Source organism: Acidovorax sp., from assembly GCF_046314175.1.
In the GTDB taxonomy this organism is placed as follows: Bacteria; Pseudomonadota; Gammaproteobacteria; order Burkholderiales; family Burkholderiaceae_C; genus Acidovorax.
Map to the genome: position 1 here is coordinate 62,459 of NZ_JBKBXG010000010.1, position 13,971 is coordinate 76,429.

15 protein-coding genes and 2 tRNA genes are annotated in these 13,971 nt (G+C 63.0%); 5 read left to right on the forward strand and 12 right to left on the reverse strand.

The genetic code is table 11. The features are described from left to right. Window position 1: 1 nt before the first annotated feature. From ACK4OE_RS04530 to ACK4OE_RS04570, 9 genes are all read right to left on the reverse strand, one after another. Complete coding sequence (locus ACK4OE_RS04530; protein ID WP_409883339.1) at window positions 2-2,566, reverse strand: hypothetical protein; 2,565 nt, start codon at window positions 2,564-2,566, stop codon at window positions 2-4. A 77-nt stretch (window positions 2,567-2,643) separates the two neighbouring features. Beyond that, on the reverse strand, window positions 2,644-3,315 hold the full coding sequence (locus ACK4OE_RS04535; RefSeq protein ID WP_409883340.1) for a DUF6682 family protein: 672 nt from the start codon (window positions 3,313-3,315) through the stop codon (window positions 2,644-2,646). Between the two features lie 3 nt (window positions 3,316-3,318). Further along, entirely contained in the window at window positions 3,319-3,678 is a 360-nt protein-coding gene (locus tag ACK4OE_RS04540) for a hypothetical protein (protein WP_409883341.1), read from the reverse strand. Between the two features lie 82 nt (window positions 3,679-3,760). Beyond that, window positions 3,761-4,174, reverse strand: coding sequence for a hypothetical protein (locus ACK4OE_RS04545; protein ID WP_409883342.1), 414 nt, complete (start codon window positions 4,172-4,174; stop codon window positions 3,761-3,763). Window positions 4,175-4,246: 72 nt separating this feature from the next. Then, window positions 4,247-5,347 (reverse strand): N4-gp56 family major capsid protein, encoded by a 1,101-nt coding sequence (locus ACK4OE_RS04550; RefSeq protein ID WP_409883343.1) that lies wholly within the window; start codon window positions 5,345-5,347, stop codon window positions 4,247-4,249. A 167-nt stretch (window positions 5,348-5,514) separates the two neighbouring features. After that, on the reverse strand, window positions 5,515-6,546 hold the full coding sequence (locus ACK4OE_RS04555) for a hypothetical protein (RefSeq protein WP_409883345.1): 1,032 nt from the start codon (window positions 6,544-6,546) through the stop codon (window positions 5,515-5,517). Between the two features lie 34 nt (window positions 6,547-6,580). Next, window positions 6,581-6,760: a hypothetical protein gene (locus ACK4OE_RS04560; protein WP_409883346.1), complete on the reverse strand. Its 180-nt coding sequence runs from the start codon at window positions 6,758-6,760 to the stop codon at window positions 6,581-6,583. Window positions 6,761-6,787: 27 nt separating this feature from the next. Beyond that, window positions 6,788-7,225 (reverse strand): hypothetical protein, encoded by a 438-nt coding sequence (locus tag ACK4OE_RS04565; protein WP_409883348.1) that lies wholly within the window; start codon window positions 7,223-7,225, stop codon window positions 6,788-6,790. A gap of 24 nt (window positions 7,226-7,249) precedes the next feature. Continuing rightward, window positions 7,250-8,956 carry a genomic island protein gene (locus ACK4OE_RS04570; RefSeq protein ID WP_409883349.1) on the reverse strand — a complete coding sequence of 569 codons (1,707 nt, stop codon included), beginning with the start codon at window positions 8,954-8,956 and terminating at the stop codon, window positions 7,250-7,252. A 136-nt stretch (window positions 8,957-9,092) separates the two neighbouring features. Between ACK4OE_RS04570 and ACK4OE_RS04575 the strand changes: the two genes are divergently transcribed. The 5 genes from ACK4OE_RS04575 (at window position 9,093) to ACK4OE_RS04595 (ending at window position 11,693) form a co-directional block, all read left to right on the forward strand. Beyond that, window positions 9,093-9,338, forward strand: coding sequence for a hypothetical protein (locus tag ACK4OE_RS04575; protein WP_409883350.1), 246 nt, complete (start codon window positions 9,093-9,095; stop codon window positions 9,336-9,338). Between the two features lie 168 nt (window positions 9,339-9,506). After that, complete coding sequence (locus tag ACK4OE_RS04580; protein ID WP_409883351.1) at window positions 9,507-10,010, forward strand: hypothetical protein; 504 nt, start codon at window positions 9,507-9,509, stop codon at window positions 10,008-10,010. Beyond that, window positions 10,003-10,377, forward strand: coding sequence for a hypothetical protein (locus ACK4OE_RS04585; protein WP_409883352.1), 375 nt, complete (start codon window positions 10,003-10,005; stop codon window positions 10,375-10,377). Before ACK4OE_RS04580 ends, ACK4OE_RS04585 begins: the two co-directional genes overlap by 8 nt. After that, window positions 10,374-10,619 carry a DUF4224 domain-containing protein gene (locus tag ACK4OE_RS04590; protein ID WP_409883353.1) on the forward strand — a complete coding sequence of 82 codons (246 nt, stop codon included), beginning with the start codon at window positions 10,374-10,376 and terminating at the stop codon, window positions 10,617-10,619. Before ACK4OE_RS04585 ends, ACK4OE_RS04590 begins: the two co-directional genes overlap by 4 nt. Before the next feature lie 6 nt (window positions 10,620-10,625). Continuing rightward, a complete protein-coding gene (locus ACK4OE_RS04595) occupies window positions 10,626-11,693 on the forward strand; it encodes a tyrosine-type recombinase/integrase (protein WP_409883354.1) in 1,068 nt (355 codons plus the stop codon). 75 nt (window positions 11,694-11,768) lie between these two features. Here the strand turns inward: ACK4OE_RS04595 and ACK4OE_RS04600 are convergent. From ACK4OE_RS04600 to ACK4OE_RS04610, 3 genes are all read right to left on the reverse strand, one after another. Then, window positions 11,769-11,844 (reverse strand) — tRNA-His (locus ACK4OE_RS04600). Window positions 11,845-11,893: 49 nt separating this feature from the next. Beyond that, the gene (locus ACK4OE_RS04605) at window positions 11,894-13,822 is read right to left on the reverse strand and encodes a SurA N-terminal domain-containing protein (RefSeq protein ID WP_409883355.1); all 1,929 of its coding nucleotides are present in this window, start codon (window positions 13,820-13,822) and stop codon (window positions 11,894-11,896) included. Between the two features lie 62 nt (window positions 13,823-13,884). Further along, window positions 13,885-13,960, reverse strand: a tRNA-Val gene (locus tag ACK4OE_RS04610). Window positions 13,961-13,971: the final 11 nt, after the last annotated feature.

Here is a 13,971-nt window from a genome sequence, read left to right on the forward strand (position 1 = left end):
GTTAGCCTCCAATGAATCGACGCCCTTGGGCATCTTCGTAAACCGGCTTGCCGCCAGAGGTGCCTACCTGGCGGGTCATGCCGCCGGGCAATGTGGTGGTGGGTTGCGCGCCCCCGGCGCCTTGGTTTGCACCAGCGTTGTTAAGCACCTGATTCACACGCTTCTCGGTGTCCGGCACTTCGGCTAACACGCCGGATGTTGCGATCTCACGGTTCTGGCGCTTCTGGGCGATCACCTCGGGGCTGTCCCCCGGCTGCGGGAAATACTGCTGGCGCGCATTCGCGAACTCGCTGTCGGCAATCGCCGCGCCGGACTCTCGACGCAGCACGGCATTGATGAAATCGCGCTGGCTTTGCTCGACTTGCTGCTGTTCGCCACTCTGGGTCCAGTTTGCTGCGGCCCCCAGGCCCACCACATCGGCACCGCGTTTGATCAGCCCTGGTTGATTCACGCCCTGCGCGGCGAGTTTGTCCAGCGTGACGCCTGCTGTCTGCATCCGCGTGCCGAACTGCAGCGCCTTGGACTGCACATCGTTCAGAGGCTTGCCTTCACCTGCCGGGCCGCCCGGGATGGCTTCCAACTTGGCGCCGTCTGCGCTCCACCGATAGCCCGCCGGTGCTTGCCCAGTCCGGCGCGCATCAATTTGCGCCTTCAGCGTGAGCGCTCCCGAACGAATGTTCTCGCGCTGCGTTTCGCCTGTCTGCTGCAGTTCTGCGCGGCTGTTGGCTCCGGTCTGTTGCATGGCTTCGCCTGCCAGCCGCTGCCCAGCTCCGCGTGCCGCTGCATCGTTGGCCAGCGCTGTCTGGAAAGCCAGAGCGGCTGGGTTCTTCCCGCCAGTCTGATCAAAGCGCCCGCCGTTGTTGGTGATACTGGCCGCCGACGTCGCTGCATTCTTGAGGTCTTGCCGTGCCTGCCAATCGTTACTGGAATTCGGCACAAATGGCGCTTGCACGCTGGAGCTGAAACCAGCGGGCATCTGGGCCATCACACGGGCTGCGGACTCCTGCGCCTGGCGTGCGCCCAGTGCATCACCGGCCGCCATGTTCTGCGCGCTGATGGAACCACCGCCTGGTGCAGCGCCGTTGATCGTGACATTGCCGCTGATGTTCGCTGGGCCTGTGTAGCTGTTGCCGGTGCGCGTGATGGCGCCCTGCTGCCCACCTGCCGGGAGTTGGCCCATGGCAGACATGGCGGGAGCCAGGTTCGGAGCGCCCGCAGGTGGAGCCCCAGGAACTGCAGGAGCGGTTGGCGAGTATCCGCCCTGCGTCGCCGGACTGGCCGTACTGTCGCCCACCGACCCCGCAAGGATGGCGGCACCACCCAGCCCGGCGGCCCCTGCGGCGAACCGGCCAAGGCCACTGGCGCCCAACTGCGACATTTGCGCCCCAGCCGGCGCGGCTTGAGGTGCTGCAAGGGATGTGGGCTGCACCACGTCAGCCCACTGGGTAGCACCGCGGGCACGGGGCGCGAAGCCTGCAGCGGCTTCTCCGACCTCTGCGGCGGCTCGGGGTGCCAGTTGCCCGGCACCACCTGGCAGCGCAGCTTGCGGTGCAGCCTGAGCCACGTTTGCTGCACGCGTCAGGGCCCCGCCGTTGCTGGTGCCGATCTGACCCATCTGCTGGGTGGCAGTGCCCGCACGGCTGGCCAGCGAGCCACCCTCCTGCACGACCTCCCATGCTGCGGGAAGGACGCGCTCAGTGGAGACTGCGCCGCCAGTGGCTGCGCGGGCAGCTGTTGCGCCACCGCGCGAGGCCAGGCCACCAGCGCCAGGTAGTGCCGTCAAGGTGTTCATGACGTTGCGGCCCACTTCGTTGTTCAGGGGATTCTGCTGGGACCCATCGGGGGTTGGCGCTGGCTGATTGGTGCCAGTCGGAATCTGCGCGAGACGCCGCTGGCGCTCATCTTCGACTGTGCCGCCGTCAGCGTACAACTGCTCGGGCATCTGCGCCATGCGGTCCGCTGGGTTGAATCCCTGCGCCCCACTCACTTCTGCATCAGTCTGGCCGCCGTCCACACCATTCACCGGGGTGTGCGTGACGTCCTTCATCATCTTGAGAACGGCCGTGCCCAGCGCCATGACCTGCTCCGGCGGCAACTTGAACTCGCCATCGCTCAGCCGAACGGGCACGGTGCCCATCTTCTCCAGCGCGCTCGGGCCGATGGCCGCCGTGCTGTCGGCGGGCATGATGAACGTCCCGGGCTCGGCTTCGTCGGGGATGCTGTCGCTGGTGCCGGTACCGGGTCCGCGCACCAGTCCGCCGCTGGCCAGGTACTGGGGCTGTTGCTTGTAGCCCATGGCCTCCATGCGGGGGATCATGGCCATCAGCTGCGCGGCGCGCGGGTCAGCAGGTGGAGGTTGAGCGGGCGAAGGGGCCGGAGCTGGCGCTTGCTGGAAGCCCATCGCCGCCATCTTGGGCACCATGTCGCGCAACTGGCTCAAGCCACGGGCGCCGAACGCGGATGGGCCGGCATCGGCGCTCTTCATGCGCGCCACCAGGCCGCCGTCTGCAAGTTGTTGAGGGAGTTGCGCGAGGCGGTGCGCTGCCGTGGGCTGAGAGCCGTACATCGGGGGCCTTTCGGGGTGTCTTGGCCCGAAGTCTCCGCGTGTGAGGAATTATGGTCGAACCCTACTGGGGGCCTGTATCACCAGCTGCAGCGCACCACTGGTGGACGGCGGTCGCGCTGTTTACGCTGCACGTTGGCGTCGGGGCGCTCGCCGAAGGCTTGGACGAACAGCGCCAACGACACGGCTGCTTTGTTCGGATCGAAAGTGTCGGCGTCCTGCTTCAAGTAGGCCCGGTGCAGCACCCAGTCCATGAGGCGTTCGTGGAAGCGCTCGGGGATTTCAGGCTTGCCGGTGTCGATGTCCGCGCTCAGCGGCTTGAGGGCGCCGCGGTAGACGGTCAGGGCCAGCGTATCGGTCTGCGTTGGAATGCGCACCAAGCGCAGGCTCGCAGTACGGACACCAGCGGCTGGCTCGAAGATGAAGCACCGGGGAAGACCCTTCAGGCTCTCCCAGCCGAGGCAGTCGCCATCCATCTCCTCGACGCTGGTCTCGTCCAGCGGACGCCCGCGCAGCGTTGCGCGTTTGATCTCAAACACGCTGGCGTGGAGCTGGTAGGTGGAGACGTTGGGCTCCAGGGTGACAGTGCACACGACGGGCGTCAGGCGGTCCTCGATCAGCTTGGCTCGCTCGCACGCCTCCTGCACAGCTTCGTTGAGGTAGCGGACGACCAACTCCGACGACCAGAAGTGCGGCATTTGCACATCGGCAACCGTCGCCCGGAACTCGGAGATGAAGTCCGCTACGTTCATGGCTTAGACCTGGCTGGCGTTCTTGGTCAGCTCGTCGAAGACGGCATCGACCTCGGAGCGCGAGGCCTGGAAGCCCAGACGTGCATTTAGTCGCTTGAGGGCGGGCTTGCCGTCATCGTTGAAGTCTTCAGGGTTGTCGCCGTCCATCATCGCGTTGAGGGCGTCGGTGATGATCTGCTTGCGGTCGAATTGGTCGGCCGCGCCCAAGATTGGGGCAACTGTATCGCCAACCAGCGCACCGCGTGCGATGGCCTCACGCTGGAACATAGGATCGAGAGTTTTGCCTTCAGCCGTCACGACAGCGGTGTGGCCGCTGGTCAATGCGATGTGCAGCGGTTCGTCAGTAGGGGAGCGGAATTTCATGATCGTGTCCTTCAAAAAACCCGGCGGTGATCAAACCGCCGGGTGCAAAAGGCCATCGCTGGCCTGACCACTGAGAAAGGGTTTAGCCCTGGCTGAAGGCTGCGCGGCCGTCCACGATGTACTTCACCGTCAAACGGCCAGTGCCTGCTGTTGGAGCCGCGCCGCTGCCAGTCCACACGATCCCGATGGTGCTGGGCTCGCTGTACTTTTTGCCGGTGGGAACGATTTGGATGATCCCCGGCGCGGTGATATCTGCCGACTGGGCTGCGTAGGTCGTAGCGGTTGCAGACGCAGCGCCCACCTTGTCGCCAATGGAGAACTTGTCGTCGGTGCCGGAGTTAAAGATCGTGAGAATGGCGCAGTAGCCACTGTCGACAATCGCGCCGCCAGGCACATCCACGGCAGCCGCATAGGCGCCGCTAACAAGGTCTGCAAAGCTGAATTCAACGGTGGCCGCAATGACTTCCTGGCGGCCGGATTTCTTGGTGATTGGCATGATGAGATTCCTTCAACATCAGGGGGAAGATGGAAGGACAGAGCCCGCAGGCTCCGTCCCCGAGGGCGCTGCTTATTGCAGGTAGTGGTCCACAGACACCACGCCGAAGTCCTCAACGGACTTGTTGTAGATGCTGTAGAACTTTGGCTTCAGCAGGCCAAACATCTTGTCGATGTTGATACCTTGCTGGCTGCCGTACTGGAACGTCTTCTCGTCCCATTCGGCGGGGCCCAGGTCGGCCATACCCATGGCTTGGGCGCCGCACAGCAGCGTGCGGGTGCCGTTCACCAGACCACCGGAACCCCACTTCGAGCCCGATGCCGCGCCCTTGGTGGTGTAGACCAGACGATGCTCGTGGATCACGGCGCCGTCCACAGTCACGGTGGCACCAGTGAACCATGGAGAGTCCGTGCCAGCCTTCGTTGCCACAGCCACGACGGCGCGCTGGTAGTCGGCGTCCTTTTTCAGGGCGGCCAGAGTGCCAGGAGCCACCAGCAGGATGTAGTACTCCTTGCCACCTTCCATCAGCGGCTTGACGTAGTTCTCTTTCGCGAAGGCGATGAGGTCCACGATCATCTTGTAGCTGGGGACGTAGCCGGTGGTGATGCTGCCCGTGGCGGAGACTGCCAGCGAGGTGCCATCCCACATCAGCGAGCGCTTGGCGGTGGGGCCAGACACATCGGCGGCGAAGGCCAGATTGGGGAACGGCGAGCCCACGCGAGGCGCACCGTTGTTCTGGAAGGCGTAGCTGATGCCGGAGAGCGTCAGGAACGACAGCTGGTCCACGCGGTTCGCCAGCCAGTAGGCCAGGCGGTCCTTGCCCATCTTGCGGAAGTCGATCACCGTCTTCTGATCAGACAGCTTGCCCTTGTTGCGCACGCTGTGGGTGATCATGTCGATGGTCACGATCTGCGAGTAGGACTGCATCGATTCCTCGTTGCCTTCGCGCTCGTTGTCGCCGATCACACCGTCTTCGACTAGGTCGGCCACCAAATGCATGATCACCTGCTCGCCCTTTTCGGTCTTGGTGAGCTCGGTGATGCGTTGAATCATCGCGTTCTGGCCGGTGCCCAGGAAACGCTTGACGAACATCTGGTCGCGTGCGGCGCTCCACACGTCGCGAGACCAGACAAGTTTTTGCTGCGGCGTGAGGGCCGCAAAATTGGTCAGCATTGCATGCTCCTTGATTGGTTACGAACTGAGGCGTGCGCTGCCAATGCGAGAGACATGACTACTGGGGCGGTCAAGAGCGCCGGGCGGTGTTTAACGTCCTGCCGTGGAGACGAAATCACCCTGGAAAGGATGGCCAGCGGGCGGGTGCTTCCCGCTGGCCCTGAGCGTCAATCGCCGCGCAGGCGACTCTTCTCAGCCGGTGTCAGTGCCTCGAATTGCTCCTCGGTCAGCTGAGCTACGTTCACGCGGGTAGCAGTTGCCCGCTGCCCGATTCCAGCTTGCAAGGCAGGGGGTTGAGCGGTGGAATCCGCCGCGCCCCTTGCCAGGGCAGCCGCTGGACGCAAGTCTTTCGCAGATGGGGTGGAATCCGAAACCCTACTGGGGGTGTCCTCGCCTTCGGGGGCGAACTTCGGCGCGATGGTATTGGCGGCTTCCAACAGGGCAAGGTGGGCAGGCATGCCCTTGGCGAACTTGCGGTCGCGGGCTGCCAGGATCAGATCCAACGCCTCGGCACCAGCTTCCGTGCTGAGGTAGGGAAAAGCGTCGTTCACGTTTTTGGCAGTGGTTTCCAGCAGCTGCGCGGTCTGCCGCTGCGTCAGCTCCTGTACCGCCTCGGCTTTGGCCTGGGCCAACATGCTTTCGTTCATGGCGCGGCGGATCTGCGCGGCCTTCTTGGTGTCGCCTTCGATCAGGGCCTGTTCGTAGGCTTCCTCTTGGGCGTCGAGGTCAGTGGGTGTTGCAGCTGCTGGTGCCTGGGCTGGTGCGACCGCGGCAGGCGCTGGCGCCGCGCTTGGGGCCTTGGCCGCCGCTGCTTCCTGTGCTCGGTAACGCTCCAGCTCCTTGTTGGCCAGGGCCAGGGCGGCTTGGGCCTCTTTGCGCTGCTGGTTCACTTCGTTGAAGCGGCCCTTGGGGATGCCAGCTGCAGCCGGGCGGCCTTGATCACCTCCCGCGTCGTCAGCACCGCCCTCGCCTGCTGCGGCTGGTGGATCGTCCTTCGCGCCCGCATTGAGATCAGCATCGCCGCTGCCGTCGTCATTGGCGTCCACCAGGGAGGTTAGGTTGTCGGCGGTCAGCGCAGGGTCAACGACGTCGCCCCGGTCCACCTCGGCTGTGCCGGTGTCAGTGCCGCCAGTGTCGGCGCCATCGTCGCCAGCAGGCTTCATCAGGCGGGACAGCATCATTTTGAGCAGTGGGTTCATGGTCAAGCTCTCTTCTCAGTGGTGGGTTGTGGAATTACTTCTGCTTGGCGTCGAGGCCTTGCAGTTCGGCGATCTTTTCCTTGGCCTTGGCCAGGGCTGCCTTCAAGCGCTTGGGGTCCTTGCGGACTTCCTCGGCTTCGGCAAGGCGGCGCATGTCGCTCTCAGCGCGCCAGTCGGCCTCGCGGTCGTCAGATGCAATGGCGGAACTTTTCATGGCGATCTCCTTGGGTGGTGGTTGAAATCAGGCCCGTGTCTGCTCGCGCGCAATGGCGTGCACAACCCCGTGGAACACATAGGCCGCCGCGCGCTGACTGGACGACAGCGCTGCGACCGTGGGCCCGTGCTGGGCCGTGGGGTGCAACTTCGGGTTGTTCAGGAACGCAGCCACCTTTGCGCGGGTGTGGTTCTGCTCTTGTGGGGACAGCGTTTCCCACGGCTTGGTGGTGTAGTCGCCGTAGGCTGCGCTGTGGGCGGCCACGACTTCATGGGCAACGCGGGCGATGGCTTTCACCAGGCCGTCGTCTGCGGTGTTGGTGCCTTCCGGTGCGTCGGGGTGGGCAGCCTTGTAGTCTTTCAGCTCGCAGGCAGCGCACTGGTGCACGCCGCAAGGCCCCATCTCGCCGCAAATGGCGACTTCGCCGTGGCCTACGGTTCGTCGATCTCCGCAATAGTTGGTCATGGTCTTCCTTCTTCAGTGGTGGTGTTATGCGATGACGCCATCTGCTTCGGGCGTCTCGATCCCCGCCTCAAACCCCAGCGCAGGGCTGGTGGGCGTGAGCGGGTCGGTGTTTTGTGGGATGAGGTCAGGCTGTGGTGCATCCATGGGCATCTCGCTCATAGCAGCCACGGCGGGCCCGGCGTCCTGATCTTGGAAGCCCTGCGAGCCAAGCATCTGGTCGGCGACAACGGCCGTCCCTGGCATCTGCTGCAGGACCTGGGCGCTTTGCATGGCGCTGTACATCGTGCGGCCGCGCACTTCCACGGTTTCGGCGCCCACTTTCACCGTCTCGGCTTTCGCCTTCTCGGCTTGGGCAGCCTTGAGTGCGGCTTCGGCTTCTGCACGCGGGTCTGGCGGTGGTGCCCCGGCTCCCTCCATGTCCGCCAGAATCTTGTGCTTGTCGCTCAGGTTGGAATACCGGATCACCGTGGCGTCTGGCAGCGAAATGCCCTCTCTGCGCATCTCGATGGCCTGCTGGAACTGGCTGTTCTCGAAAGTGACCTGCATCGGCTGCTCGGTGATCACCACGTCGTACTCGCCCACCGTGACGTCATACAGGTAGGCGCCCGTCTCCGGGTCGAACTTGTTGATCTCCAGCACCTCCTCCTTGGGCTTACCCGTCATGGGGTCCGTCTCGGTGATGCGGAAGACGCGGTAGCTGTCGTAGTAGCGCTGGATCAGCTTCAGGATCCGTGTGGCCAGCAACTGGCGGGTGTAGGCCAAGTTGTCCAGGGGCACGGCCAACTGCTGCTGGCTGGCGAACTGCTTGGCCTGGATAGCGATACCGCTGCTCTCGGGTCCTTGCTGGCCGCGCATAGCCTCGGGCACCGTGACGTCCTTCAGGGCCTTGGTGGCGCGGTCGATCAGTTTGTCCACACCGGTCGGGATGGAGTTCGGCTGGATCTTTTCAGGCTTCGTGGTGCCCTGCTTGTACTCAATCACCAGGCCCGTCTTCGCGCCCACTTCCTCCAATTCCTCGGTGGTCATGTTGGTGAGGCTGTTTTCCTCCACCACCCAGCCGCTGTTGGCGCTGGTGTTGATGATGTGCACGTACTGGCTGACGGCCTTGTTCAGCGCTTCCTGCGGGCCGATGGCGTCATCCACCATGCCCCGGGTCATGCCGCGCCGGAAGTAGGCAAAGTAGGGAACGATGGTGACGTGGTCGTAGGGGCTGTAGCCTTCGTGCAGCGTCGTGCTGTACGTGCTCACCACCCACTTGATCCGGCGGCGCATGCGCTTGGCCTTCACGGCGCCCTTGTTCAGGGCGTCGGCCACCGACTCCTGGGACATGTTGGCGATGATGGTGATGTCGCCCGTCTCGGGGTAGACCAGGCAGTCGGTCTTCTCGAAGACGGCGATCTGGCGGTCGATGACGCGGTAGCGCTGCAGGCCGTCGCCGCCCATGCTGAAGGCGTCGTACAGGCCGACATTGAGGTCGCTGCCGAACTTGTTGCGGCGCACCTCTTCATCGGTTTCGCCGTAGTCCTGGCCTTCGTCACCGGATGACGCAGCCTTGTCGCGCGCTGCGCGGCCCCACAGCTGCTCGATCTCGTCCAGCGTCAGCCAGCGGGAAACCGTGACGTCACCCCACTTGTCGGGGTCGTAGCTCTTGGCGTCCGGGTCCGGGATGACGTCGCGCGGGTCCAGGTTAAAGATCGTGACGTCGCCCTTCATGTTGCGGTCGAAGTCCATGCGGATGTTTGCCGCACTTGCTGCAGGGCAGGCAGTAGCGCCCGCAACCCAGACCAACCAGGCAGCACAACGCCCAGATGCTGGCGATGAAGCTGATAGAAATCTGCTGATCACTCGCTGTGGAAAGCAGTGGAGTGTGGTTGAAGCAGCTGACGCCGACCGCGCAGCCCGTCCCGCTCCCCCTGCAATGGATGGCGGAGATGCGGCCAAGCTGTCTGCCATCAAGCAGGCAATCCGCGACTACCACTTTGCCCTTGACTGCCGGGAACACGGCGGCGTTGCCATGTCTCGGGCATGGAACGCTATATGTGATGCGCTGCAGATGGATTGGGAGCGAGGCACCGAGGCCGCAGCACGGGCTGCGCAAAAGGAGGGAGAGTGATGGAGTACGACCACAACTACCCGAATGAGCCCATAGGAGGCGGCAACCCGTATTACCGGTGCTTCTATTGCAAGCGCAGCGACCCGGAAATCAACGGGAAGTTGAGCAACCACCTTCCAGATTGCAAGTACCGACAAGCAAGGGAGCGCGACCAACAAGGACAACCACATGACCCCAGATAAGACACCCACGGATGTAGCAGAGCTAGAGGCGCTGCTTCTTGATCATTTGCCCGCAAGCAAACACTACATTGAGCCGGTAAAAGCCAAGATCGTCGCCGCAATGCAGGCTGCTATAGCAAAGTGGGGCTCGCCTGTAGTGGCGGGAGAGCCGGTGGCTTGGCAACACCGGATGAAATACACGGCTGCATGGGTTGAGTGCTCCAAAGAATTCCACGATTGGGTCTTGCGCGCCCCGCATGAATTTGAGGGAGACGAAGTGCGTGCGCTTTGCCTTGCAGCACCGCAGCCCACCCAGGCGCAGGCCGGGGCGGTTCCGCAGTACCGGCTGCTGCAGTCTGGCGTGGACCGCATCGAGGCCGCCGATGAGTTCCTTTCGGACGACACCACGACATGGGCCATCGATCCAAAAGGCATTTTTGAGGGCAACATTTACGGCGGCCAGGTGCTTCGGCCTGCACGCCGTCGCTTCAAAGGAGGCCAGCATGGCTAACCCCCGCGTCACGCCCCAAGGTCAGGCCATGGGTAAGAACGCAACCCGACTGGCTGCGCTTGGCCTGCAGCGGCTGCAAGCCCAAGGTTTGGCGGACTTGCAAGCCCCCATGCTGCGGCAAGACATGTGCAAAACCTGCGCCTGCCAACCCAACACGGTGCCCAACGGATGCCTGCAAACCCAACTGGACTTTCTCAAGTCGGCAGTAGAGGGGCGACCCTTCCGCTGCCACTCTCCCAAAGATGGACGCTTGTGTGCGGGCTGGGTCCGCGCTCGCGCCGAACTGGTGGCCAACCCACTTCCGGCAGATGCCATGGCGCTGATCGACAAGTGGGACTACTCACCGCCCGACGAGGACACACGATGACCCCCGACCTCACAGACGACGAGATCGACAGCATCTGTGCCGGCCTCTCGCAAAACGCCGCCAAGGTGCGCTACCTGCGCGGCCTGGGCCTGCGTGTGGACCAACGCCCCAACGGCCGCCCCCTGGTGGCGCGCGCAGAATGGGAGCGCCACTACACAAACCGCCCCGCTCTGGAACCCGTCAAGGGCAGCACCACGCCGCCCAGCAACGGCCCGCGCTGGAAAACAGCAGCTGCAGGATAACCACCCATGGGACGAACACGCGACCGCGCCAGTGCTGCGGGCCTCCTGCCCAGAATGGAGGCCCGGCTGTGGGCGGATGGAAAGACCATCACTTTCCGCTATCACCCAGTGGGCAAGAAGCCGGTGAACCTGGGCACGGACAAGGAGGCGGCGCTGCGCAAGGTGTTGGACATGAACGGCCAGCCCGGCGCCCAGAACCCCATCGGCACGCTTCGCTGGGTGTGGCAGGACTTCAAGGCCAACAGCCCGCGCTGGAAGAAATACGCCCAAGCCACCCGCGACGACTACGAAAGCGCATGGAAGCAGCTCGACGACCGGCTTGGCCACATGTACATCGCGGAGATCGGCACGGCCATCGTTGCCCGGTACATCCACGTCGAGCGCGCCGGTGCACCCCGCCGTGCCGACATCGAAAAGAGCCTGTTGTCCCGCCTGTTCGGCCACGGCATCAAGATCGGCGTCTGCACGGTGAACGCGACCGCTGGTGTAGAACCGCACGGTGGCGAGGCGCGCACGGTGGCGGTTGCCCCCGAAGTCCTGGCCAAGTTTCTGGCATGGGTGGAACAGCAGACGCCGCAGCGCCGCATCATCGGCATGGCCGCCGAATACGCCAGCTTGGCAGGCAATCGCAAAGTGGAGTTTCTGGATCTGTCCTGGCCCCAGATCGACGAAACCGGGGGCGTGGTCCGCACCAAGCGGGCAAAGCAGCGCGGCAAGATGCGGGGCGAGGTGATCGAGGTGATCGCCATCACGCCCAAGCTGCAAGCGCTGATCGACCGGCTCAAGTTGCTGCGCGCCCAGCGGGGGATCGACTGCCTGTATGTGTTCCCGACGCGCGACAACAACGCCTACACGGCCCGGGGGTTCAAAACCCTATGGCAACGGTGTGTATTGCTGGCGATCAAGGAAAAAGTGCTGTCCAAGGAAGACCGGTTCACGTTCCACGACCTGCGTGCGTACTACGCCACAGCGCACAAGGAGAGCCACGGCACCCTGCCCGACATGCACAAAAACAAGGAGACGACGGCCCGCGTTTACGACCGATCCAGGACAGTGAGGCGCGAGGCCCTTTAGGCAGGATATTCCCACGCATGGGAATAAAAGACAAAAGCCGCTGCAACTTTGATAGCTGCAGCGGCTTTGTTTATCTGGGGTGGCTGATGGGGCTCGAACCCACGACAACAGGAATCACAATCCTGGACTCTACCAACTGAGCTACAGCCACCGTAGCTTTGTATTATAGCCTGAGATTTTCATCCCAGAGGCCAAATCGTTCAATTTTCAAGAGCCGCCTGGGTAGCGGCGCCAGGACGCGGCGCCTTGATCTGCACCTTGAAGCGCTGCTTGAGCACTTCGTAATAGGCGATACCTTCCGCTGTGGTCCACCACTGCAGATACTGCTGGCGCTCCTGGGCAGCGCGCTGCGCGTCCGGCGCCTCGCGTGGGACGATACGATTGACTTTGACGACGGCATAGCCCTGGTCACCCAGATCCACACCCACCCAACCCGGCAACGCATCAGCGGGCGCACGCAAGGCAGCATCAATCACCGCACGTGGAAGGTTCTGGGGCTGCTCACGCGACACCTGCACAGAGGCGGCCAGGCCGGTGGCGGAGGCAGGTGCAGCCTTCCATGCCGCCAGCTTGGCTTCGCCTTCCGCACGCGCCAGTTCTGCGGCCTTCTGGGCGACGTGGAGGCTGCGAACACGCGCGCGCACTTCGTCCAGCGGCAAGGTGCGAGCAGGCGTGTAGGTGGTGACTCGCCCCGCAGCGAGCTGGCTTGGGCCGATTTCCACCGCTTCGGTGTTGCGCTTGTTCTGCAAAGAGTCTGATGAGAACAGCGCGTCAAGAAACTTGCTATTGGCCAGAGGGCCAGCAGCACCAGGCGCTGGAGTGCGGGTGACAGCCGCCGCTGTCTGAATCTTGAGCTTGAGCTTCTCTGCCACAGGCTGCAAGCTGTCCGCTTGTTCGTAGACACCGTTGGTGAAGGCCTCGGCGACTTCGGCAAACTTGCGTTGTGCCTGTTGTTGCTTCAGCTCCGCCTCCATGGAAGGACGCAGTTCTTCAAAAGTTGGCTGCCGGGGTATCTTGACATCGGTGAGCTGAATGATGTGAAAGCCAAAATCGGACTCGACCACATCGCTGATCTCGCCTTTTTTCAGCGCAAATGCAGCATCTTCAAACGGTTTGACCATCGCACCACGGCCAAAGAAGTTCAGATCGCCGCCTTGGGTTGCAGAGCCCGTGTCGTCCGACGATTTCTTGGCCACATCAGCGAACGTGCCAGGCGCCTTGCGCACCTGTTCAAGCAATTCTGTCGCCCTTGCCTTGGCCTTTTCGCGGTCAGCAGCGGCGGCGTCTTTGGGTGCATTGATCAGAATATGGCTGGCGCGACGCTCTTCCTTGCCTGCCATACGTGCCACGTTTTCCGTGTAGTAAGTGCGCAGATCATCTTCGTTGAGGGTGATGCCAGCGCGCACGCTGTCGAGATCCAACACCAGGTACTCTACAGCCGCCTGCTCCAGCTGCTGGAACTGCGCAGGGTGCTCTTTGTAATAAGCCTCCAGATCGGCATCCGTGGGCGCAACCTTGGAAGAAAAATCGGCTTGGTTGAAACGGGCCACCTGAATCTCGCGGCGCTGGTACAGCGGATCAAGTGCCAGCTTGACTTGCGCATCAGTGCTGAACACTGTGCTCATCACACCACCCATGACCTGGTTGACAGACAGATCGCGGCGCACATTTGCTTCAAAGCCTTCTGGCGTGAGACCCTGGCTGCCCACAAGGGCGCGATAGGCCTCTGCATCCAGCGTGCCATCAGCGCGCTTGAGACCTGCGATGGCGGGAATCTCTTGCAGGCTGCGCGCAAGACGGGCATCGGTCGTGACCAAGTGCATCTTCTGTGCCGCTGCTGCCAGCACCTGGTCGCGGACCATGCGCTCCAGCGTGGCGTAACGCGCCTGTGGAGAGTCAAGCAGCTTAGCGTCGACCGTTGGCGACTGTGCACGCAACCGATCTGACTCCACGCGATGGGCATTGTCCCAATCTGCCTGGTTGATATTGTTGCCATCAACACGCGCGACCACCGGGCTCTTTTCAGAGAAGTAGTTGCTGTCGATACCTACCAGCACAAACGAAGGAATGATCAGCAAGAACAATACGATCATGACGATCCTTGAGTGCTTGCGGATGGATTCAAACATGGTCGATCTTTCAGAAGGCATAAAAAACAAAAGGCGAACTTTCGTTCGCCTTTGTTCGGTGGTGGTGGGTCCTGACGGTCTCGAACCGCCGACCTACTCCGTGTAAAGGAGCCGCTCTACCAACTGAGCTAAGGACCCCACCTAAACTG